14 protein-coding genes and 1 pseudogene are annotated in these 21,527 nt (G+C 66.3%); 3 read left to right on the forward strand and 12 right to left on the reverse strand.

The annotated features are described in order from the left end of the window. Positions 1-41: 41 nt before the first annotated feature. The 4 genes from MRBLMU1_RS28490 to MRBLMU1_RS28505 form a co-directional block, all read right to left on the reverse strand. On the reverse strand, positions 42-2,336 hold the full coding sequence (locus MRBLMU1_RS28490; protein ID WP_363509149.1) for a TonB-dependent receptor: 2,295 nt from the start codon (positions 2,334-2,336) through the stop codon (positions 42-44). 91 nt (positions 2,337-2,427) lie between these two features. Further along, on the reverse strand, positions 2,428-3,642 hold the full coding sequence (locus tag MRBLMU1_RS28495; RefSeq protein ID WP_363509152.1) for a phosphatidylinositol-specific phospholipase C1-like protein: 1,215 nt from the start codon (positions 3,640-3,642) through the stop codon (positions 2,428-2,430). Positions 3,643-3,651: 9 nt separating this feature from the next. Further along, positions 3,652-5,916: a TonB-dependent receptor gene (locus MRBLMU1_RS28500; RefSeq protein WP_363509155.1), complete on the reverse strand. Its 2,265-nt coding sequence runs from the start codon at positions 5,914-5,916 to the stop codon at positions 3,652-3,654. Between the two features lie 123 nt (positions 5,917-6,039). Further along, entirely contained in the window at positions 6,040-7,281 is a 1,242-nt protein-coding gene (locus tag MRBLMU1_RS28505) for a TetR family transcriptional regulator (RefSeq protein ID WP_363509158.1), read from the reverse strand. A gap of 131 nt (positions 7,282-7,412) precedes the next feature. On the opposite strand from MRBLMU1_RS28505, the gene MRBLMU1_RS28510 reads away from it, so the two are divergent. Then, entirely contained in the window at positions 7,413-9,533 is a 2,121-nt protein-coding gene (locus MRBLMU1_RS28510; RefSeq protein WP_363509161.1) for a LamG-like jellyroll fold domain-containing protein, read from the forward strand. 63 nt (positions 9,534-9,596) lie between these two features. Here the strand turns inward: MRBLMU1_RS28510 and MRBLMU1_RS28515 are convergent. Continuing rightward, a pseudogene (locus MRBLMU1_RS28515) lies at positions 9,597-10,785 on the reverse strand (cryptochrome/photolyase family protein). A 134-nt stretch (positions 10,786-10,919) separates the two neighbouring features. Here MRBLMU1_RS28515 and MRBLMU1_RS28520 point away from each other — a divergent pair. Then, complete coding sequence (locus MRBLMU1_RS28520; RefSeq protein WP_363509164.1) at positions 10,920-11,141, forward strand: TIGR02450 family Trp-rich protein; 222 nt, start codon at positions 10,920-10,922, stop codon at positions 11,139-11,141. A 161-nt stretch (positions 11,142-11,302) separates the two neighbouring features. On the opposite strand, the gene MRBLMU1_RS28525 is transcribed toward MRBLMU1_RS28520, so the two are convergent. Genes MRBLMU1_RS28525 through MRBLMU1_RS28535 form a run of 3 tightly spaced genes read right to left on the reverse strand, consistent with a single transcriptional unit; the run spans position 11,303 to position 13,475 of the window. Beyond that, entirely contained in the window at positions 11,303-11,728 is a 426-nt protein-coding gene (locus tag MRBLMU1_RS28525; protein ID WP_363509167.1) for a BLUF domain-containing protein, read from the reverse strand. Positions 11,729-11,747: 19 nt separating this feature from the next. After that, positions 11,748-12,455 (reverse strand): GTP cyclohydrolase I, encoded by a 708-nt coding sequence (gene folE / locus MRBLMU1_RS28530; protein WP_090320107.1) that lies wholly within the window; start codon positions 12,453-12,455, stop codon positions 11,748-11,750. A gap of 54 nt (positions 12,456-12,509) precedes the next feature. Next, positions 12,510-13,475, reverse strand: coding sequence for a MerR family transcriptional regulator (locus MRBLMU1_RS28535; RefSeq protein ID WP_363509171.1), 966 nt, complete (start codon positions 13,473-13,475; stop codon positions 12,510-12,512). A gap of 154 nt (positions 13,476-13,629) precedes the next feature. Between MRBLMU1_RS28535 and MRBLMU1_RS28540 the strand changes: the two genes are divergently transcribed. Then, positions 13,630-14,622 carry an NAD(P)/FAD-dependent oxidoreductase gene (locus MRBLMU1_RS28540; protein ID WP_363509174.1) on the forward strand — a complete coding sequence of 331 codons (993 nt, stop codon included), beginning with the start codon at positions 13,630-13,632 and terminating at the stop codon, positions 14,620-14,622. Here MRBLMU1_RS28540 and MRBLMU1_RS28545 read toward each other — a convergent pair. The 4 genes from MRBLMU1_RS28545 to MRBLMU1_RS28560 form a co-directional block, all read right to left on the reverse strand. Next, the gene (locus tag MRBLMU1_RS28545) at positions 14,600-16,762 is read right to left on the reverse strand and encodes a TonB-dependent receptor (protein WP_363509177.1); all 2,163 of its coding nucleotides are present in this window, start codon (positions 16,760-16,762) and stop codon (positions 14,600-14,602) included. The genes MRBLMU1_RS28540 and MRBLMU1_RS28545 overlap by 23 nt on opposite strands. Before the next feature lie 65 nt (positions 16,763-16,827). Next, positions 16,828-18,132 (reverse strand): M20/M25/M40 family metallo-hydrolase, encoded by a 1,305-nt coding sequence (locus MRBLMU1_RS28550; RefSeq protein WP_363509180.1) that lies wholly within the window; start codon positions 18,130-18,132, stop codon positions 16,828-16,830. Positions 18,133-18,150: 18 nt separating this feature from the next. Further along, on the reverse strand, positions 18,151-20,355 hold the full coding sequence (locus MRBLMU1_RS28555) for an ATP-binding protein (protein ID WP_363509183.1): 2,205 nt from the start codon (positions 20,353-20,355) through the stop codon (positions 18,151-18,153). Positions 20,356-20,361: 6 nt separating this feature from the next. After that, positions 20,362-21,513, reverse strand: a complete 1,152-nt coding sequence (locus tag MRBLMU1_RS28560) for a pyridoxal phosphate-dependent aminotransferase (protein WP_363509186.1) — start codon at positions 21,511-21,513, stop codon at positions 20,362-20,364. Between the last annotated feature and the right edge of the window lie 14 nt (positions 21,514-21,527).

Below are 21,527 nucleotides of genomic sequence, written 5' to 3' on the forward strand. Positions count from 1 at the left end.
AGGGGAGGTTGAATGATTTTAACCTCCCCACCCGCACAAGCTCAGAATTCGTACTTGACCCGCAGCCCGACGTAGCGCTGCGAATTGCGCGGCAGCGTCTGGGTCATCACGTGCGCGCCCCGGTAGAAGTTGAAGTTGTCGCCGATGAAGGTCGTGTAGCTTTTGTCGAACAGGTTGTTGACATACAAGGTGACCTTGAAGCCGCGCGCGGCGTCGTTCAGCGCGATGCTGCCGTTGACGACGCCATAGCTTTTCTGCACCGTCAGCGGATTGTTGCCGAGGTCGAAGTTGACCGCCGACTGGTGCTGGTAGTTGAGGTTGGCGATGCCGTTGTAACTGTCGAACAGCGGGAAGTTGTAGGTCGCCCCCAGGCCGATCTTCAGCTTGGGCGCGTTGGCCAGGCGCTTGCCGGCCAGGTCCTGCACCGAGGCGGTGCCTACTTGCCGGCAGCCCTCGGCCGGCGTCTGCCCGGGATAGCAGTTCGCCAGCGGGAATTCCTTGACGATGGCGTCGACCCAGGCGAGCGAACCCTCCAGCAGCAGTGTGTTGATCGGCTTGCCGGCTAGCTCCAGTTCCACGCCGCGCGTGCGCAGCGCGCCGACGTTCATGACGGCGTTTTGCGTCAGGTTGGTCACCGGATCGATGCGGTTGGATTGCGCCTGGAAATCATCGTAATCGGTGTGGAAGGCGGTGGCGTTGACTTGCAGGCGGTTTTGCAGGAAGCGGCTTTTCAGGCCGAGCTCGTAGGCTTTCGACGTTTCCGGCGCGACCGGCAGGCGCACCCTGGACTGGTCGAAGCCGGTTGAGATGTCGTAGCCGGCGCCCTTGTAGCCGGTGGCGTAGGAGCCGTACACCATCACGTTTTTGGCGACGTCGTGTTGCAGCGCCAGTTTGCCGGTGACGACGCTGTCGGTGTTCTTGCCGGTGAAGTGCGTCGGCGTGGCCGGGGTGCGGTTGGTGAAATCGACGTCGATGGTTTCGCGGTTGTAGCGCAAGCCGGCGTTGAGCCGCGTGGATGGCGTGAGCTTGTAGTCGGCCTGGGTGAAGGCGGCCAGCGTGCGGTTGCCGGCGTTGGCCTCCCAGCGCGCCGGCGATAAGGTCGGCGCGCGGTTGAAGGAGCGGTCGTTGTCGGAATCGGAGAAGTACAGGCCGCCGAGATAGTTGAAGCGGCCGTCGCCGTTGGACGTGAGGCGCAGCTCCTGCGTCAGCATCCTCGAACGGTAGGGCCCGCCTTGCGTGACGCCGCCGTGGCTGGCGCCGCGTGTGAGGGCGCCAACCAGATCGGTTTCGCTGCCGTCGTAGTCGGCGAGGAATTCATATTTCCAGTCCTGCCAGGTGGTCACCGAGGTCAAGGTGTGCAGGTCGCGCTTCCAGCTCAGCGTGCCGCTGACGCTGGCGTTGCGGTTGTCCGCGTAGCCTGGGTCGTCCATGCGCACATTGCGGTTCTCCGGTCCCGGTGTCACACCGGAAAGGGCCGGGGCCAGCGGCGCGACGTTCTGCTGGCTGGCACCCGGCGGCACGGCGCGCAAGGTGGTCACCGGTCCCTCGATCCGGCGGGTGTTGTAGTCGGCGATGAGTTTGCCCTCGAGGCCGTCCGCGCCCTTGAAGTCCAGCCGCACGCGCAGTCCTTTGGCGCGGTCGCCGTTGAGGTCGGTGCCGTAGGTCAGGTTGTGGATGTCGCCGTCGCGTTGCGCGGTGTAGGCGTTCAGGCGGAAGCCGAGGCGCCCGCCGAGCGGGCCGGAGATGCCGGCGTCGATCCGCCGCTCGTGGTCGCTGGTGATGGCGATCTGCCCATGCCCCTCGAGTATCTCGGCCGATGGCTTGGTGACGACGTTGATGACGCCGGCCGACGAGTTCTTGCCGAACAGCGTGCCCTGCGGCCCGCGCAGCACTTCGATGCGTTCGATATCGCTGAGGTTGGAGAACGCCTGCGCCTGCTGGATGACGGGCACGTCGTCGACGATGACGGAGACCGCCGATTCGATGCCGATGCTGTAGGCGAAGGTGCCGATGCCGCGCAGGGCGATCGTGCTGTTGTTCGGATTCTGGTTCAGCGTCATCGACGGCGCCACCCGGGTCAGGTCGCTGAAGTCGACGATTTGCTGGTTTTCGATGGCGCGCGCGTCGACCGTGTTGACCGCGACCGGCACGTCCTGCATCGATTGCGGACGTTTTTGGGCGGTGACCACCACGCTTTGCAACCCTTCTTCCGGCTTGGCGGCGCCATTCTGCGCCAGCGCCGGAGTGGCGTGCAGTGCGGCCAGCGCACACAGGGATGCCGCACGGGCGAGCGCGGTGAGCGGCGGCAGGCGGGCGCCGCTGACGGGGGAAGTCATGTTTTGTCTCCTGATATTTTTGTGATGTTCTAATATATCAGTTGATTCCCCCGTCAAACTCTCAACATGTTGATTGATCGCGGCCCGGTGGTCAGCGCCGCGCCGGTTGGCAGGCGTCGGCCGCGTGGGGCCGGCAACGCGCCGTCCCGCCGCCGGGCAGCCGCACGACATAGCTGGTCCCGTAGCCGTTGCCGGGCGCCTCGAAATCGGTGGAGACCATCTGCGCGCCGCTGGCGAAGGCGGCGTCGGCGCGCTCCAGGCTATTTATCTTGGCCTCGTAGGTTTCGATGTCGGTGCGGGTGCGTATCAGGTAGCCTTGCTGCACGTACCGCTTGATTTCGGCCGCACGCATCAGCGCGTTGTCGAACATCAGGAAGGCGGCGTGGTCCTCGCCGGGTTGGGCGCGCAGGAAGGCCATGCGGCCGCGCAAAGAGGGATGGTCTTTCAGATAGTCGGCGGTCGTGCCGGGGCCGTTGGCGGTCAGTATCAGGAACAGCACCTTGCCGCGCGCCGCGTCCAGTGTCGGCCAGCCACCGGCGCGGATGGCCTGGTTCAACGTCGGGTGCTTGCCCCGGACATCGTCGGGCGTGATGATGCGCTCCCGGCCCATGGCCTCGACCAGTTCGCGGTCGAGGTCGTCGAATAGCGCCGGCGTGAACGGCACGGTGCGCGTGGCGCCTGGCAGGATGGGCATACCCTGGTTCTTCGCTTCGATGAGCAGGAACAGCGGCACGTGGCGCGGATGCGCATCCGACCACGCGCGCACCTGTTGCAGGCACAACCGCAGGGTGGGGCAGCTGCTGCGGAAATCGATGTCGGGAATGTGCAGCACCTTGAAGCCCGGCTTGTCCAGGCCGTTGTCGTCGAACGGCAGCAGGTCGGTCACGCCGCGTTCGCGCAGCATGCGATAGGCGACCGGCGACGCGTAGAGGCCGCCCGCGGGATCGGGATTGATGTCGATCTCGAGGCTTCGCACGCCCATGTCGAGCTGGGCGGCCAAGCCTGGGTGCGCGTATTTCAACATCTCCCCGGGGACCATGGGATTGGGATGTTCCTCCTTGAACAGTTCGCGCGCGGACGGCGACATGCGGTCGATGGCAGTGTCCAGGGTCTTGCCCAGCCTTTCCTCGAACAGCGTCGAGACGTGTGGGTCCAGTCCCTGGCTGTAGCTGTTGTGGGTCCCGAGCACCTGGATCTCGTTGATGCGCAGCGACGGCGGTAGTTCCGGTGCGTCGATGGGGGCGGCGACCACACCACCGCCCAGCACGCATAGTAGCGCGGCGAGACCCAATAGTTTCGTGTTCATGTACGCTCCTTAGAAGTTGTATTTGGCGAACACGCCAACCGTGCGGTAGGCGTTCGGTGTGGTGTAGTGCAGCAGCCCGAGGGGGCCGTATTGCTGCCAGCCGGTCGAGTAGTAGCGGTTGAACAGGTTGCGCGCGTAGACGCCGTACTCGATGGCGGTGTCGTCCGGCGACAGCGTGACGCGCGCGTTGGCCAGCGCGTAGCCCGGCACGCGGGAGTAGGCCGGCTGGCCCACGACCGTCCACAGCTGGCTGCGGACGGACAAGTCCATGTGCGCCTTGAGCAGCATCCTGGCGCCGACGGCGGTCTGGTAGTCGAGCCCAAGGTTGCCCGCCCAGCGCGGCGAGTTGCTCAGGCGGCTGCCGGTGTAGCTGGTCTTGGCGTCGTAGACGTAGTCGGTGTATTTGCCGTTGGTGTAGTTCAGCGAGCCGTTCAGGGTCAGCGCCGGGGCGGCGCGCCAGGTTACGCCGACTTCCGCGCCGCTGCTGCGCAGGGCGCCGGCGTTTCCGATCACCGCCTGCAGGGTCGGATTCCCCGGAATCATCGTCATCAATGTGGTCTGGAAGTCGGTGAACCTCTCCACGAACACGTTGGCGTTGAGCCTCAGCGTACGGCCCAGCAACTCCGATTTGACGCCCACCTCGAAGCTCTTGACCGTCTCGTCGCGGTAGGGATTGTATTTGTTGCCGACGAACGCGACGCCGCCCGGTTTGTAGCCGGTGGTGTAGTTGGCGTAGACCATCACATCTTTAGACAGCTTGTATTGCGGCGACAGGCGGTAAGAGAAATTATTGCCGCTGACCGTGCCCTGCGGGTAAAGCGGTGGCGCGCTGGTGGCGGCGAAGGTGTTCTTGACGCCGGTGATCGGTTCGCTTGGCACCTCGATATAGCTGAGGGACTGGCTGTTGCGGTCGCGCGTGTAGCGCGCGCCGACGCCAATGCCGGCCTGTGGCGTGACGTTGAACTTCAACTGGCCGAAGGCCGCCGTGGTGACGTTGCGCGCGTCGAACAGCGAGGCGTTGCCGTTCCTGCCGATGGCGCCGGTCAGCGTGTACAGCTGGGTCAGTGGCACGCCGGCAGGGGAGATCAGCGGCGCGCCCAGTGTGGCCCATTGCAACTGGGTCTGTTCGGCGTCGAGCTTGTTGTAGAACAGGCCGCCGACGTACTCGATGAAGCGGTCGCCGCCCGACGCCAGGCGGATCTCCTGGCTGTACTTGGAGGTGTCCAGCGCGCCCCGGTTGTAGGGCACATAGGCGTAGATATCGTGCGGCACCAGATTGGCCGGGGTGTCGCTGTCGTAGGTCGAGCCGCGATAGGCGGTGATCGAGGTCAGCGTCGCGTCGCCGAGCTTGTAGCGCAGCCGCAGCGACGTGCCCCATTCCTCGGTGGTGAGCTGCCCGAACGAAGTGTCGGCGTTGTCGGCGTTGCGCGGGCCTGGCGTGACGCCGGCGACAAGCTGGGCGTCGGTGACCGCTGCCGGGGCGCCGGAGACGGCGGTGCGGATGTTGCTGTCCCAGTGGCGTTGGTAGTCGTTCGACAGGATCACTTCCAGATCGCGGGTGGGGTTGAACAGCAGCCGGGCGCGGTAGCCGTGCTCCTTGACCTCGCCCAGCTTGCGGCGCAACGTGGTGTAGGTGCCATAGCCGTCCTGTCCTAGGTCGAAGGCCGAGATGCGCAGCGCCGCGTTGTCGCCCAGCGGGGCGTTGACGGTGGCGTTGTACAGGTGGTCGCGGCGCTGGCCGTAGCTGACGCCGGCGTTGGCGGACCAGCGCTTGAGCTCTGGTTTTTCGGTCGTCACCGAGATCACGCCGGAAGTGGCGTTCTTGCCGAACAAGGTTCCTTGTGGACCCATCAGCACATCGACGCGCTGGATGTCCACCAGGCCGATCAGGCCGTTGGCGCGCTGCGCGTCCATCACCACATCGTCGACCACCACGCTCACCGACTTGGCGTTGGAGAAGTCGAACGATTGGCTGCCGACGCCACGGATCTGGAACGCCGCGCCCTGTGTCGGATCGTATTGCAGGCCGGGCACCAGATACTGCAGGTCGGTGACGGATTGGTAGCCGGAGTCCTCCAGCGCCTTGCCGCTGACGGCGGTCACGGCGATCGGCACGGCTTGCAGGTTTTCGCTGCGGCGTTGCGCGGTGACGATCACCGGCGCCAGTTCGGCCGACGGGGCGGGGCGGTCGGATTCGGTCTCGGCCGCGTAGGCGCCGCCGCAAGCGGCGGCGCACAGCAGCATCGCGCCGCGATAAGAGGAGGTCGTAGTCATGCTTTCCCTGGAGGTATAGGTGTGTGAAAGGCATGACTGTAACAGCCGATTGTGACGACTAAATTACAACTGGTCGAATAAAATATTCGTTAATACGCTTTAAAAATACAATTGGTCGAAACTCTATCGTTTTTCGAGATAGCTCAGCAACTCGCGATACACAGGGACGAATCCGTTTTTTTCCGCCAGGGGCAGCGTGCAGGTGTAGCCGATCAAGCCGACTGATGCAATCTGGGCGGCAAGCATGTCGATGCCGGGCAGGGCCGGCGACACGCGGCGCAGGATTTTGAGCAGGTTGATGCCCCGGCGGCGGCGCATGTCGGCAGCGCCCGGCGCCAGCCTGGGCATGCGCGCCGCAGCGATGGCCAGCGCGAACGTCGCGCGGCCGACATCGAGGCCATGGTCGCTAACACTATTCATGCGGCCGGGGGCGGCGGTCAGATCGCCTGACGGCTCGCCTTCGTCGACCGCGCGCAGCACGTGCGAAATGATGAATTCCAGTCCGGCGACAACCAGGTCCTGCTGGGTGGCGAAGCGGTAGATCAGCGTGGTGTGCGGCACCCCGGCCTCGGCGGCGATCGCGCGGTGGGTCAGGGCGCTGACGCCGCGTTCGGTGAGGGCGATGGCGCAGGCGCGCGCGGCGCGGCCCGGCCAGTCGCTGGACACCTCGACACCGTGACCGACGGCGATCTCGCCTTCGTGGTAGTCCAATTGCTCGAACAGGGCCGCAAACACGGCCTCGTCTTCGGCGGCGGTGGCCGCCAGCGCGGAAACGCCGGAGAACAGGCGACGCAGACACAGGCGCCGCAGCATCCGATAAGCCGGCTGATGGCCTAGGCCGATGCTGAAGGCGAGTTCGTCGACAAAGTAACCGCCTAGCCAACCGCTGTCGGTCAGCGCCGGCGGCAGGCCCGCGCGCGCGCCAAGCTGCGCCCAGAAGCGCATGCGCTCGTCCAGCCATGGCGAGAAGGCGGCGCGCAGCGGTTCGTCCCAGCCGGCACTCTGGAGTATCTCCATGAACAGCAGCGAGAAGTCGCGGTGGCGCACCGCCAGTTCCTGCAGGATGGTATCGGCCAGGTCTGCCGCCAGTGCCGGACTCAATGTATCCAGCTTTGCCAGCGTGGTGCGCCAGCCTTCGAAAATACGCTGTTCCTCGCCGTGGGCGGCGCGGCACACGGCCGCGACGACATCGGCGCGCGTACCGTAGTGGTTGCTCAGGACGGTGACTGAGACGTCCAGGCTTTCCGCCAGTGGCCGCAGCGCCATCCCGGCCCAGCCATTTTGCGCGGCGATGCCGCATGCGGCCGCCAGCAGATCGCTATCCTTGGGCGCCTTGCCACGCTTGCTTACAGTTGGTGCTGTCAATTCATTTCCCGGGTGTTGATGGTGACGAGTAAGTGTCGATCATAACTGATCGGGGCGTCGCGCTTGGTCATCAGGCCGTCATTCTTCGACCCTAGACTTAGCGCTCCACAATTTTTTTGAGCACCAGTCAAATGAAGAAACCAGGCGAAACCACCCTTCCGACAACCTCCATCGAACAGGGCGTCGCACCCCGGCCGCAGCGCCGCACCTTGCTGAAAATGGGCCTGGCGTCGGCTTCCGGCTTGTCCGTCGGCGGATTGCTGTCCGGCTGCGGCGGCGGCAACAGCGAGATCGGCAACTCCGGCAACGGCGGTGGCACCGCCCCCGTCGTCACCCCGCCGAGCACGCTGATTTCCAGCTTCGCCCTGGCCGTCTTGCCGGATACCCAGTTCTACGCCCGCTACGCGACTTCATCGGAAAGCAATCAATACCAGCGCCACTACGGCAACGAACCGTTCGCCGCGCAGACCAATTGGGTGGCGCGCAACGCCGCCGCGTTGAACATACCGTTCCTGATCCATCTGGGCGACGTGGTCGACCAGGTCGGCAAGCCGGAGCAGTGGAAGGTGGCCGACAGCGCCATGCAGGTGCTGGAGGTGAACAAAGTGCCGTACTCCATCCTGGCCGGCAACCACGACGTTGTGAACGACCTCGACTACAACGGCGACCAGACCAAGGGCACCGACAGCCAGCGCGTGCTGGCCAACGAGCCGTATCTGCAATGGTTCGGCACCCGCCGCGCGCAGCGCCAGGCCACTTTTGGCGGGCGCGACGGCACCGGCTTCCACGAATACCACATCTTCACCGCGCAGGAACAGAAGTTCATGGTGCTGTCGCTGTCGTGGCGTATTTCCGACGCCGGCATCGCCTGGGCGCGCAAGGTCATGGCCGACAATCCGACCTTGCCGGTCATCCTGGTCAACCACCAGTTGCTGAACATCGCGGCCGACGCGCTCAGCCCGCTGGAGACCGATTACGGCAAGATGCTGTGGGAAAAACTGATCCGCGATAACGATCAGATCTTCATGACGTTGAACGGCCACCACCACGGCGCCGCGCGCCTGACCAAGACCAACAACTTCGGCAACGCGGTCGAGGAAATGGTGGTCGACTACCAGATGGACTACCAGGGCGGCAACGGTTTGATGCGCCTGTACGAATTCGACCTGACCAACAACCAGATCAAGGTGCTGTCGTTCTCACCGTGGGTGCCGATGAAGCCGGCCGACACCCTCAACGCCTTCGACCGCGCCGTGCTCACCGAGCCGAACGAGGCGTTTACCATCTCGATCAACTTCGCCAAGCGCTTCGCGCGCTTCAACGCCGCCTTCGGCACCGGCAAGGCGACGGTGGCGTCGTCGCTGGTCGACCAGGCCAAGGCGCTCGTCCTCAAGGGTTATACGGAGCCGGCCGTCGTCGTACCGGTCGCGCCGAAGGACGCAGACGATTATCCGAAAGTGGCGTCGACCGTGGCGCATTGGCGCTTCTACGGCGGCACCGAGGGCGCGGCCGTGGCGCCGGGCACCCGCATCGCCGACGTCACCGGTGCCAACCCGCTGACGCGGGACGCGCTCAACAAGGGCGGCATCGTCGGCGCCGAGGCGGGCGACATCGTCTGGAGCAGCGACCGCCACCGCCTGTCGTCGGCGCCGGGCTCGGTCAGCTTCATCAACACCGACAAGAACACGCCGCGCCTGAGCTATTTCGTCACCGACCCGTCCGCGGCGATCAACGCCCAGACCTTCGCCAAGACCGGTTACACGATCGAGGCCTTCGTCAAGATCAACCAGGCGTGGGACAAGTCCAAGCACGCGTGGATGAACATCATGACGCGCGACGGCAAGCGCGGCGACCTGGCCGGCTTCGACGGCGGCGATCCGGAATCGCCGCCGCTGCTGTTCGCGATCTCCAGCCTGCGCGAGGTGCAGTGGGAGGTGGTGCCGGACGTGGCCGGCGCGCGCGGCGGCCTGGCCAGCTGGTCGGGCGAGATCATCGCCGGCACCTGGGTGCATATCGCCATCGTCAACGACCCGGCCACGCACGACACGGTGATGTATGTGGAAGGCGCGCCGGTGCTGCGCAACAGCAGCAATGTGGTCGGGTTGGCGACGCTGTCGGCGACATCGCAATGGGTGGTGGGCGGCGGTTCGTGGGATGGCGCGCGCGCCGACGGCTTCTTCGGCAATATCGGCGAGGTGCGGGTGGCGGCGGCCGCGCTGCCGGCCGCGCAGTGGCTGACCGCGCGACGCTAAGCTAAGTTCTGAATCACGTAGGGCGGATTAGGCGGAACGCCGTAATCGGCCCTACGTGTTTTCTCACAAATCCGCCAGTGTGGCGCGCGTGTGCGCGGCCTGCTGCCGCAACGCCTCCAGCGCAGGCCCGTCCATGCGCTTGATCTGCAGATAAACCATGTTGAGCCGATTGTTCTTACCCAACGAGTCGCGGTTGCGCTCGAAAAAATCCCAGTACATCGCGTTGTAGGGACAAGCCCTGTCGCCAACACGCGCCTTCTTATCGTAGTGACAGCCCTTGCAATAGTCGCTCATGCGATCTATGTACGCCGCGCTGGATACATACGGCTTGGTGGCCAGCAAACCGCCATCCGCATACTGGCTCATGCCCAGCGTGTTGGGCAATTCCACCCACTCGAAGGCGTCGATGTAAACGCCCAGGTACCACTGATGCAGTTCGTATGGCGACAGCCCCGCCAACAGCGAGAAATTCCCGATCACCATCAGCCGGTTGATATGGTGGCTGTGCGCGTGCTCCAGCGACTGGCCGATGGCCGCCGCCATGCAGCGCATGCGCGTCTCGCCCGACCAGAACCAATGCGGCAGCGGCGTGTTGTGGTTGAAGGCGTTGAGCCGGTCGTAGCCGGGCATGCGGTGCCAGTACACGCCGCGCACGTATTCGCGCCAGCCGAGTATCTGGCGGATATAGCCCTCGGCCGACGCCAGCGGCACGGCGCCGTCGCGCCACGCCGCCTCGACCCGTTCGATCACCGTGCGCGGATCGAGCATCTTGCTGTTCATCGCGAACGACAGCAGCGAATGGAACAGGCGCCAGGCCTTGAAGCTCATCGCGTCCTGGAACTGGCCGAAGTGCGGCAGGGCATGTTTGACGAAGCGGTCGAGCTGCTCCAGCGCCTCGTCGCGGTTCAGCGGCCAGGCGCCATTCGTCCGGCGCCTGCCAGCGCAAGGCCGCCGCGCCGTAATGCTCGATCAGGTGATCCAGGTTGGCGGGAAGCGACTGACGGTTTTCGGGATCGTCGATGGTCAGGTAGTGCACGCGGTGGCCGTCCTCGCGCAGCCGCCGCGCCAGATCGCGCATGGCGGCGAAGATGGCGATGATTTTTTGCGCGTGGTGGAGGACGTAGTCGGTTTCCTGGCGCACTTCCATCATCACGAAGACCACGTCGTCGCGCGTTTCAGCGAACCAGCTGTGCTGGCAGTTGAGTTGGTCGCCCAGGATGAGCTTGAGTGTGGGTTGGCTGGTGCGGTTCATGCGGCCACCTTAGAGGAAGAAAAATCGTCCGTCCAGCGTGCGCATTGCGATCGGCCGTCAAAAATGGTTCAATGGCGGTTCAACCGGTTTTGACGAGGGTGATGATGAATGCGGTGATAACAAAGCCGGCGCCGATGCGGCGCTTGAGTCCTCAAAAACTCAGACTGAGCAAGTGGACGGCGGTCGCGCCCGTCAACAAGGAAAAGCATTTCATGGTGGTGGAGCTGGTCGAACCGGCGCAGCAGGGCGGGGCGGTGGAGCAGATCGTGCTGGAGGCGGTGCATTCGCGCCGCCGGCAAACCATGCCGTGGCGCGAGCTGGCCGATGCGGCCAAGTGGCGCCAAGGCTGGCAGTAAGGCGAAGGTGGGATATTCTGAGACACGTAGGGCGGATTAGGCGGAACGCCGTAATCGGCCAGCGATGCGCCGTCGGCGGCTCGCCGATGGCCGATTACGCTGCGCTAATCCGCCCTACGTGTCTCCGCGATCCGCGTCGGTCCCAGGCCCGAGTTCGCGCGTCAAGCGCGGCCCAGCACCGCCGCCGCCGCCATCAACTCATCGATCAACGCCAGCGAGCTTTTCCCCGACAACGAATGCGGGTCGAACTCCGCCGTCGCCGAGTAGCGCAGCAAGGTGCCCGGATTGAGCTTGTTCAAATTGGTCTGCCCCATGGTCCAGCCCGAGTAGCGGCGCTCGCAGATCTCCTCGTAATGCAGCAGCACCACGTCGGTGTGCCGCGTGTCGCGCAAAATCTTGCCGTACAGGCGGTTGACCTGGTCGCGCCCGCCCTCGATCACCTGCAGGTAGGAACGGTCGCTATGGCACAGCACGCCGGTGATGCCGTGCTTGGGATTGTAGGCGTGCGATTGCTGCATGATGGCCGTGACCGCGCCCACGTGGGTGTCGGCGGCGGCGCGGCTGGCGTACAAAAGTCGGACGAGCATTCGTATTTCTCCCGTGATATCAGCGTTTGATCAGCGACAGGAACTCGCGCCGCAGGGCCGGGTCCTTGAGGAAGGAGCCGTGCATGACGCTGTTGATCATGCGCGCGTCCATGTCCTTGACACCGCGCCACTGCATGCAAAAGTGGTCCGCCTCCATGATAACGGCCAAGCCGTCCGGCTGCATTTTCTCCTGCAGCAGATCGGCCAGCTGTACCACCGCCTCTTCCTGGATCTGCGGCCGGCTCATGATCCAGCTGGCCAGGCGCGCGTACTTGGACAGGCCGATCAGGTTCGAGTGCTGGTTCGGCATGACGCCGATCCATACCTTGCCGATGACCGGGCACAGATGGTGCGAGCAGGCGCTGCGCACCGTGATCGGGCCGATGATCATTAACTCGTTCAGGTTGGCGGCGTTGGGGAACTCGGTCACCGGCGGCATGTCGACGTAGCGCCCGCCGAACACCTCGTTCATGTACATCTTGGCGACGCGGCGCGCCGTGTCCTGCGTATTGTGGTCGCTGACGGTGTCGATGACCAGGCTTTCCAGCACCTTCTGCATATGGCCGCTGACTTCATCCAGCAGCTGGTCCAGCTCGCCGGGTTCGATGTAGGCGGCGATGTTGTCGTTGGCATGAAAGCGCGTGTTGCTGGCGATCAGGCGCGCGCGGATGCGCTCGGAGGCGGTGGTGGTGGCAGGGCGATATGCCGGAAGCTGCTCGGTGGTCATGCGGTAGTCCAATCAGAAATTCAAATAATGAGTACAACTGCGGGTGCGGCGGTGTTACGGCCTGTCGGGCAGGGGCAGGCCTTCGGCATACGCCAGCCGTTCCAGCGCCTGCTCCATCATCACGCGCGCGTGGCCGGCGCTGCGGCCCAGGTCCTCGTGCAGCGCCGCGTCGCTGGCGTTGCGATTTTGGCACTGGTAGCTATAGCGCTCGAAACTGGCCAGCATCATCAGTATATCCGCCAGATGGCGCGGGCACTCACAATTGATGCTGGAGGAAGCCGACGACAGCGCCGCCAGCGCCTGGTCGTCCAGGCGGCGCGGTGGTGGCGGCGTGCTCGGTCCCGCAGGCGGCCGCGCCGCGCCGGTCAGCGCCGTGCTGCATAAAACCGCCACCTCGGCGGGGTCGGACGGCGCGCGCGCCACCAGGCACCCGTGTTCGCGCAGGCGGCGCACGGTGGCGCTGTCGCAGAAGCGGTACAGCACCACCACGGTGCGCACCTGCATCGCGCGGCGCGCTGCCTGGATTTGCGGCAGCGCGTCGGCGCTCATCTCGGACGATTCGATCAGCAGCACGTCGGCCGATACGCCGGCCATGGCCTCGGCCGCGGCTTCGAACTGGAAGCAACTGGCGACGATATCGAGTTCCGGCGAGGTGCGGATCGCGCCAAGGCGTCGCGCCAGCGCGGCGCCGGCCACGGCGATCTTCAGCGTTTGCGTGGCGGCGCCCGGGGCGGCGGGCGAGGGCGCGGCGCCGGCCAGCGCGATCAATTCATCGGCCGCCAGCCGGGCCACGGTGCCGATCGCGTGCCCCTGGTCGACCACGCGTTTGAGCAGGCCAAGCCGGCGGACCTGGTCGGCCGAGTACAGGCGCTGGCCGTGCGGCGAGCGGTCGACATCCGAGACGCCATAGCGGCGCTCCCACACGCGCAGCGTTTCCACCGGCAGCCCCGCCAGCCGCGCGGCCACGCCGCTGCGATAGCCGGTGGGCTTCGGTTCTGGTTTTTCTTCCGCTTTCGACATGTCGCTCCTCTTTCATCTATTTTGCGCATTTTAGCAGTTTGCGGGTCATGGCGTCGAATGAACCGAAATTGAACCGCCGAAAGCCGGCGCGGCCTTTTTCCGGCGCGGTCTTCTCTTTATACTTTGGACTTTATAAAGAAGAGGATTCATCGCCATGCCTGGAAGACGTCTTAATGTGGCGGTGATCGGAGCCGGGTTGGCCGGGCTGTCATGCGGACGGCATTTGCAGAACGCGGGCTGCCGCGTCACCCTGTTCGAGAAAGCGCGCGGTCCCGGCGGGCGCATGAGCACCCGGCGCGCCGAAGGCTGGCAGTGTGATCACGGCGCCCAGTATTTCACGGTACGGGACAACGCTTTCCGCGAGGAGGTCGCGCGTTGGGAGGCGGCCGGCGTGGCCGCGCTGTGGGAGCCGAGGATCGCGGTCATCGGCGGCGGCAAGGCGGAGCCGGACAGCGTCGCGCGCTTCGTCGGCATGCCGCGCATGAACGCTCCGGCGGCGTGGCTTGCCGCCGGCTTGCAGGTGTGCAGCGGCTTCACCATCGACAAGATACACCACGAGGCGGAGGGATGGCGCCTGCATTCGAAGGAGCAGGGGGCGCACGCCGGGCGTTACGACGCGCTGGTGCTCGCGGTGCCGGCGCCGCAGGCGGCCGCGTTGCTGGAGCCGTTGCTGCCATTGACGGCGATGCAGGCCAGCGCCGTACCCATGCTCCCCAGCTGGACCCTGATGCTGCGTTTCGGGCGGCCCCACACGCCGGGCTACGACGCCGCCTTCATCAACGACGGGCCGCTGCGCTGGATCGCGCGCGACAGTTCAAAACCCGGCCGTGCCGGCAGCGAGGTGTGGGTGTTACAGGCCGGCGCCGAGTGGAGCACGGCTCATATCGAGGATGACGAGACGGTCGTGACGGCGCTGCTGCTTGACGCCTTCGCGAAGTTGGGCGGCCCGCGGCCGGAAGCCGTCACCGCGCACCGCTGGCGTTACGCCAAGGCCGGCGCGGCGTCGTCGCGGCAGGCCGTGTGGCTGCCGGCGGTGCGGGTCGGCCTGTGCGGCGACTGGCTCGGCGGCGGCCGGGTGGAGGACGCCTGGTTGAGCGGTCAGGCGCTGGCCGCCAAGCTGTTGGCTAGAACTCCGTGCTTGCCGTGAGCGCGAAGCTGCGGGGGGCGCCCAGCACCAGATAACCGGCGCCCTGCGAGCCTCCGGCCGAGGCCCAGTAGCTCTTGTCGGTGAGGTTGTCGACGCGTACGCGCAGCGTATAGCTGCGGCCATCCAGATCGAACTGGAAGCGCGCGCTAGCGTCCAGCCGGTTCCACGACGGCAGTTCCTGTGTATTGGCCGCGTTGACCGCTTGCGACGCCGTGTGCAAAGCGCGCGCCGACAGGCTCAAGCCCGGCACGCCCGACACATCCCAATCGACACCGATATTCACCTGGGACTTGGGCACGCCGATGACGTCCTTGCCGTCGGTCGCACCGCCGGCGGTGCGCTCCTGCGTGGCTTCGAGCAGGGTCAAGCCGCCCAGCACGCGCAGGCCGCGCAGCGGTTCGCCGAAGGCCGAGAATTCGGCGCCTCGGTTGCGCTGCTCGCCGTCGATGCCGAACACCTTGCTGGCCGGGTTCAACACGCCCTGCGGCTGGGTCGTGGTGAACAGCGCGACATTGGCGCCGAAGCGGCCGGCGTCGTACTTCGCGCCCACTTCCTTCTGGCGCGATTTGTACGGCGCGAAAATCTGGCCGACATTGATGGCGGTCGATCCGGCCACCGCACCTTGCTGCAGGCTTTCGATATAGTTCGCGTACAGCGACACCTGTTTCGACGCCTTGTAGACCAGCGCGGCGATCGGCGTGTTGGCGCTCTCGCTGTAATCGGCGTTCTGTTTGCCCGTGTTGTAGGCGTAGCCGGTCTGTTTGATGCGTTGATGGCGCACGCCGACGGTCAGCAGCACGCTGTCGTCGAGGAAGCCCATGCTGTCGGCCACCGCGCCGCTCACCAGCTTCACCTTGTTGGTGGTGCGCGGATCGGACAGCGGGTTGCCGAAGGTGGTCAGGAGCGGCAAGGCCATCACCGGCGGGTCGTAGAGCGACGTCGCCTGGTAGGCCGATGTCGCGTAGGCGTTGCGCGAGTCGAGCTCGAAGCCGGTCGTCGTCACCGCCAGCTTGTGGCTTACGGGGCCGGTGCGCAGCGCGGTGCGCAATCCCAGTTCGCCGGTGTGGATATGGTCTTCGCGGGCGTTGTCGAAGCGGCGCAGGTTGCCGGCTCCGGAGGTCGAGGTGATGTTCAGGGTGCTGGCCAGCCGGTTGAGTTCATGGCCGCGCCGCCCGCCGAACGAAGCCCACGCCACCACGTCCTTGGCCACGTCCCACTCGCCGCGCAGGGTGCCGAAGACATCGCGCTCGCTGGAGTAGTCCCATGGCTGGCCGAAGTTGGCGCCGCCGTCCGGCGCCGCTGGAACCGCCAGCCCGGCGGCGACGTTGACGGCCGGCCGGGCGGTGCTTAGCTTACTGTCCTGCCAGCCCAGATCCGCCGACAGCCGGAACCCACGTCCGCGGTAGTCGGCGCCCAGCGCCGCCAGTTGCAGCTCGCGGTGTTCGTCGTCGATGGCGGTGCCGCCTTTGCGCTGCACGGCGTTGAAGCGCAGGCCGATGCGGTTTTCGTCGCCGAAGCGGCGCGCGATGTCGGCCGCCAGGTGGGTTTGCCGGCCCGATTGCAGGCCGGCGCTGATCTCGGTGAGCGGTTGGTTGGGCGCGCGCTTGGGCAGCAGGTTGATGGCGCCGCCGATGCCGCCGCCGGAGGGCGAGGCGCCGTTGAGGAAGGTGTTGGCGCCCCTGAAGACTTCCACGCGTTCCAGCAGTTCGGCCGCGATGTACTGGCGCGGCAGCACGCCGTACAAGCCGTTGTAGGCCAGATCGTCCGAAGCGACCGGAAAGCCGCGAATGATGTACATCTCCTGGTAATTGCCGAAGCCGCGCGCCACGCGCACCGACGGGTCGCTTTGCAGCACGTCGGCCACGCTGCGCGCCTGCTGGTCCTCGATGAACTGCTGCGTGTAGTTGGTGCTGTTGAACGGCGTGTCCATGTTGTCCATGTTGCCGAGCATGCCGACGCGCCCGCCCTTGGCGACCTGGCCACCGGCGAAGGTCTTGGACAGGCCGGCGGCCGAGGCGTCGGCGCTGGCGCTGATGACGACCGTTTGCAGTTCGGGTTCGGTTTGGGCCTGCGCGGACGGCGCGAGGACGGAGAGGGCGGAGAGAACGCAGACGGTCGTGGTCTTCAATACAAGTGGCATGGGACTCGAGATAAATGGGAATGATTCCCATTATCACTGTCATGCGGCCCGCTGTACAGTCTTACTTAAGGGATAGCCGGCGGCGCGACGCCCTGGACGCCGGCCAGGCCGAGGATGGTCAGCATGACGTTTTGAGGCGCCGCGAAAGCGTTGGTAGGCGCCCACCACTCGTTTTTCTCCGAGTGGTAGCCGCCGGAGCTGCCGCCGGCCGGCATGGTGATGGCGGGGATGCCAAGGCTCATCGGCAGGTTGGCGTCGGTCGAATGGGGACCGTCGAGCAGCGCGGGCCGGCCTTGCGCGCTCGCCGCCGCCAGCGCCAGTTTGACGATCTTTGCATCCCTGGCCATCTGCCCGGCCGGGCGGTCGCCGATCAACGCGATGTCGGCGGTGATCGCCTTGCTGTTCCAGCGCTGGTTGGTCTCGTCCACGCCCTGCTGGATCGCGGCCTTGATGCGCCGCTCGGTCTCGGCCAGCAACGGCGCGTCGGCCGAGCGGATGTCGACCAGCATGCTTGCTTCGGCGGCGATGCTGTTGACCGATTGCCCGCCCTGGATCACGCCGACATTGAAGGTGACCTTGGGCTCGGCCGGCACGCGCAGATCGTCGATGCGGGCGATCGCGCGGCCGGCGGCGTGCACCGCCGACGGCAGGCCGAAGCCCTCGTAGCTATGCCCGCCCGGCCCGCGCACCGTCACCTTGAAGCGTCGGCTGCCGGTGCCGATGTGGGTCACCGGATCGCCGTCCGCGCCCAGTGCCGGTTCGAGGCCGACGAAGGCCTTGATATCCTTGCGTTGGCTGAACAGGTGCTTGACGCCTTTGAGGTCGCCCAGGCTTTCCTCGCCGACGTTGGCGACCACCAGGATGTCGCCCACCGGGGCGACGCCGGCGTCGCGCATGGCGCTGACGATCACCAGCACCGCCGCCAGCGAGCGGGCGTTGTCGGCGATGCCGGGCGAGTAGAAGCGGCCATCCTTTTCACGCACCGCCAGGTCGGTGCCGGCCGGGTAGACCGTGTCGAGGTGGGCGGCCAACACGATGGTCGGCCCTTTGCCGGCGCCGCGGTAGGTGCCCAGCACATTGCCCGCCTCGTCCAGGTGCACTTCGTGCAGGCCTGCAGTCTTCATGCGCCCGGCGTAGTCGGCCGCGCGCGCCGACTCGGCGAACGTCGGCGCCGGGATCGCGTTGATCGCCAGCGTGTTGGCGGTGGTCGTCGGCTCGTTCTTTTCGATGTAGGCCAGCGCCCGTTTCACCGCCGGGTGCGCGGCGATGCGCGCCATGGTCCGCTGTTCATCCTGCGAATGGGCGAGGGCCGGATAGGCGGAAAGGCCGATGGCCAGGATGGCGCAGATGGCGCGGGGGATGCGGGGCATGGAGGTCCTATGGGTGGTTCAACGGAGTTTGGCGATCATCGCCAGCAGGGCGTCGACATCGATCGGCTTGACGAAATAATGATTGAAACCGGCGTCCTTGGCCAGCTCGCGGTCCTCGCGGCGTCCGTAGCCGGTCACCGCCGCCAGCGTGGCGTCGGCCGTCTGCGGCAGCTTGCGCAGGCCGCGCGCCAGCTCGTTTCCGCTGAGGTCAGGCAGGCCGATGTCGAGCAGGCACAGTTGCGGCGCGACCGCCTGCGCGATCTCCAATCCCGCATGCGCGGTGTGCGCGAGGAAGACCTCGTGTCCGACGGTCTCCAGCAGCAGCTGCAAGGTTTGCGCGGCGTCGATGTTGTCGTCGACCACCAGCACGCGCAGCCTCGTTTGCGGCGCGGCCGCCGGCTTGGCCGCCACCGGCGCCTGCGCGACCGCCGTGCCGGGCAGCTTGATGGTGAAGGTGCTGCCTTTCTGGTCGCCGCCGCTGTCGACGACCACCGTGCCGCCATGCAGCTCGACCAGCGTTTTGACCAGCGCCAGCCCCAGTCCCAGGCCGCCCTGCGAGCGGTCCGAATTGCGGTCGGCCTGCGCGAACAGCTCGAACACGCGGCCGCGCAGTTCGTCCGACATGCCGATGCCGTTGTCGCTGATGACCATCTTGACTTCGCCCGCCTCGGCGCGCACCAGCAGCCGGATGGCGCCGCCGGCCGGCGTGTACTTGGCCGCGTTGTTAAGCACATTGACCAGCACCTGCACCAGCCGTTTATGGTCGCCCATCACCTGCAGCGGCGTCTCCGGCAGCACCAGGTCGAAGCGGTGATGCTTGGCGCGCATCATCGGGTCCGCCTGTTCGACGGCGTCGGCGACGATGTCGGCCACGTTCAGCGGCACCCGCGTCAACGTCACCAGGCCGCGCGTCACGCGCGAGACGTCGAGCAGGTCGTCGACCAGCCGCGTCATGTGGGTGACCTGGCGCACGATGATGCCGGCGGTGCGTTCGACCGACTGCGGGCTGGCGTTGCCGCTCTGGAGCAGCTGGGCGCCGGCGCTGATCGGCGCCAGCGGATTGCGCAGCTCGTGCGCCAGCATCGCCAGGAATTCGTCCTTGCGCTGGTCGGCCTGGCGCAGCTGGGTCTCGGCCTGCAGGTGCTGCAGCTCCTTTTCCTGCAGCGCGGCGGCCATTGCGTCAAGCGCGCGCGCCAGTTCGCTGATCTCCTCGTTGCCGTAGGTGATGCCGCTGCGCGCGCCCAGGGTGCCGGAGGCGATGCTGTTGGCGGTGGTGGCCAGCCGCTTGACCCGGCGCAGCACCAGCACGTCGCCGACGAACCACGCCGCCAGCAGCGCCAGGATCAAGGTGACCGCCAACGCCATCAGGTCGAGCTTCTGGTCGCGGCGGGCGACGGCGGTGATCTCGTCGGCCGGGATGCCGATCGTGACCGTGTAGTCGGACAGGCCATTGTTGCCGACGCGGGCGAAGCGGTGCAGCCGTTCGACGCCGTCGGGGCCTGTCAGCAGCACCGGCTTTCCCGGCTCGCCGGCCATGGCCGCGCGCATCTCCGGCCATACCGGTTTGCCGTACCACTGCTCCGGATTGGGTTTGCGGGCGATGATCTTGCCGTCGGAATCGGCCGTCATCAGCAGGGAACCGGGCGGCAGCTGGATGTCGGCGACGAAGCGATCGAGCTTGGTCAGGTCCAGCGCCGCGAACAACACGGCCTGCACCTGTTGCCCCTCGTCGAGCAATGGATAGGTGAGGTTGACGGTGTGTTTCTGGATCACGCGGCCGAAGATGTAGCCGCCGGCGACGAAGCGGCGTAAATGGACGGCGCGGCGGAAATGCGTGCGGTCGCCCAGATTGACCGGCGTCTTGGACGGGATGGCGGTGCAGGTGACGTCGCCGTTCAGCTGGATCAGGCCAAGGTTGGCGTAGTCCGGATTCTGGTTCTGGATATTGGCCAGCAGCCGGCTGCAATGGGCCTGGTCGCCCATCAGATCGGGCACGCTGGCCAGGTCGCGCAGGATCTGGCGCGCGCTTTCGATCGATTGCGCCTCGTTGGCGGCGGCCAGGTTGGTCAGCTGTTGCAGGTTTTCCTCGGCCACGCGGATGGCGTGTTCGCGTTCGCGCACGCCGCTGACGACGGTCATCACCGCGATCGGCGCGATCGCCAGCGCCACCAGCAAAATCAGCCGGCTGCGCAGGCTATTGAGTTGGAAGAGGAGAAAGGCCACAGCGGGTCAGCGTGCGCGGTACAGTGCGTTGCCGAAGTCGACGATGGCCTTGACGCCGCGCCGCAGCGTGGCCACATCGTCGGAGATATAGCCGATGCGGATGTGGCCCGGCGCGCCGAGCGCCTCGCCCGGCATCACCGCCACCGAGCGCTCGGCCAGCAGCCGCTCGGACAACGCGGCGGTGTCCATCGTCAGCGGCGAGACGTCGGCCCACAGGTACGGCCCGGAGGCCGGGCAGCGCATCGTCAGCCACGGCAGGCCGGCGGTCAGGTCGAGCACCAGATCGCGGCGCGCGCGGTAGTCGGCCAGCATCGCGCGCGGTTCGCCCGATTCGAAGGCGGCGGCCAGCGCCAGTTGGATCAGCATTGGCGCGGCGGCGGTGATCGGGCCTTGCAGCGTCTCCATCGCCGAGACCAGATCGGGCGGCGCCACCGCGAAGCCGGCGCGCCAGCCCATCATGGCGTAGCTTTGCGAGGCCGAGAACAAGGTGACGACGCCGAGCTCGCGCCAGTCCGGGCGCGAGGCCAGGCTGATATGGGCGCCGTCGAAAATCAGCTTCTCGTAGCTCTCGTCGACGATGGCGCGGGTGCCGGTGCGTTGGAGCCAGGCGCCGATGCGGTCGATTTCGGCCGCTGTCAGCACCGCGCCGGTCGGGTTGTGCGGGTTGTTGATGATCAGGACCTTGGCCGGCGGCAGGCTGTCCAGAAGTTCGGCGGTGATCACGGCGGGCAGGTCGACCAGCACCGGTTCGAGTCCGAGCAGTTTGCTGGTCGCCACGTAGGCCGGCCAATGCGGCTTGAAGATGATCACGCGGTCGCCCGGATCGGCCATCACATACAAAGCTTGATACAGTGCCTGCTTGGCGCCATTGGTGACCAGGATGTCTGCCGGCGTGGCGGCTATGCCGTTCTCGTTGACGACCTTGGCGGCGAGCCGGGCGCGGATCGGGGCGTCGCCGACGACGGCGGTGTAGGCCAGCGATGGCTGGCGCAGGCCTTCGCGTGCCGCCTCGAGCACGGCCTCGGGCGCCTGCAAGTGGGAGATGGCGATGGAAAAATCGATCACGTCCTCGCCGCGCGCCTTCATGGCGTCGACACGGCCATGCATGGCCGTGGTGGCCAAAGGCTTTAAACGCGCGATGCGTTGGGAAATTGCCATATTGTTATCCCTGA

This window comes from Burkholderia sp. LMU1-1-1.1 (assembly GCF_040675865.1).
Taxonomy (GTDB): Bacteria; Pseudomonadota; Gammaproteobacteria; order Burkholderiales; family Burkholderiaceae_D; genus Rugamonas.

Bases quoted from the DNA above. Each gene is read 5' to 3' on its own strand.
- MRBLMU1_RS28490 (WP_363509149.1), bottom strand. From the start codon at position 2,336: ATGACTTCCCCCGTCAGCGGCGCCCGCCTGCCGCCGCTCACCGCGCTC.
- MRBLMU1_RS28495 (WP_363509152.1), bottom strand. From the start codon at position 3,642: ATGAACACGAAACTATTGGGTCTCGCCGCGCTACTATGCGTGCTGGGC.
- MRBLMU1_RS28500 (WP_363509155.1), bottom strand. From the start codon at position 5,916: ATGACTACGACCTCCTCTTATCGCGGCGCGATGCTGCTGTGCGCCGCC.
- MRBLMU1_RS28510 (WP_363509161.1), top strand. From the start codon at position 7,413: ATGAAGAAACCAGGCGAAACCACCCTTCCGACAACCTCCATCGAACAG.
- MRBLMU1_RS28520 (WP_363509164.1), top strand. From the start codon at position 10,920: ATGCGGCGCTTGAGTCCTCAAAAACTCAGACTGAGCAAGTGGACGGCG.
- MRBLMU1_RS28525 (WP_363509167.1), bottom strand. From the start codon at position 11,728: ATGCTCGTCCGACTTTTGTACGCCAGCCGCGCCGCCGCCGACACCCAC.
- folE (WP_090320107.1), bottom strand. From the start codon at position 12,455: ATGACCACCGAGCAGCTTCCGGCATATCGCCCTGCCACCACCACCGCC.
- MRBLMU1_RS28535 (WP_363509171.1), bottom strand. From the start codon at position 13,475: ATGTCGAAAGCGGAAGAAAAACCAGAACCGAAGCCCACCGGCTATCGC.
- MRBLMU1_RS28540 (WP_363509174.1), top strand. From the start codon at position 13,630: ATGCCTGGAAGACGTCTTAATGTGGCGGTGATCGGAGCCGGGTTGGCC.
- MRBLMU1_RS28545 (WP_363509177.1), bottom strand. From the start codon at position 16,762: ATGCCACTTGTATTGAAGACCACGACCGTCTGCGTTCTCTCCGCCCTC.
- MRBLMU1_RS28550 (WP_363509180.1), bottom strand. From the start codon at position 18,132: ATGCCCCGCATCCCCCGCGCCATCTGCGCCATCCTGGCCATCGGCCTT.
- MRBLMU1_RS28560 (WP_363509186.1), bottom strand. From the start codon at position 21,513: ATGGCAATTTCCCAACGCATCGCGCGTTTAAAGCCTTTGGCCACCACG.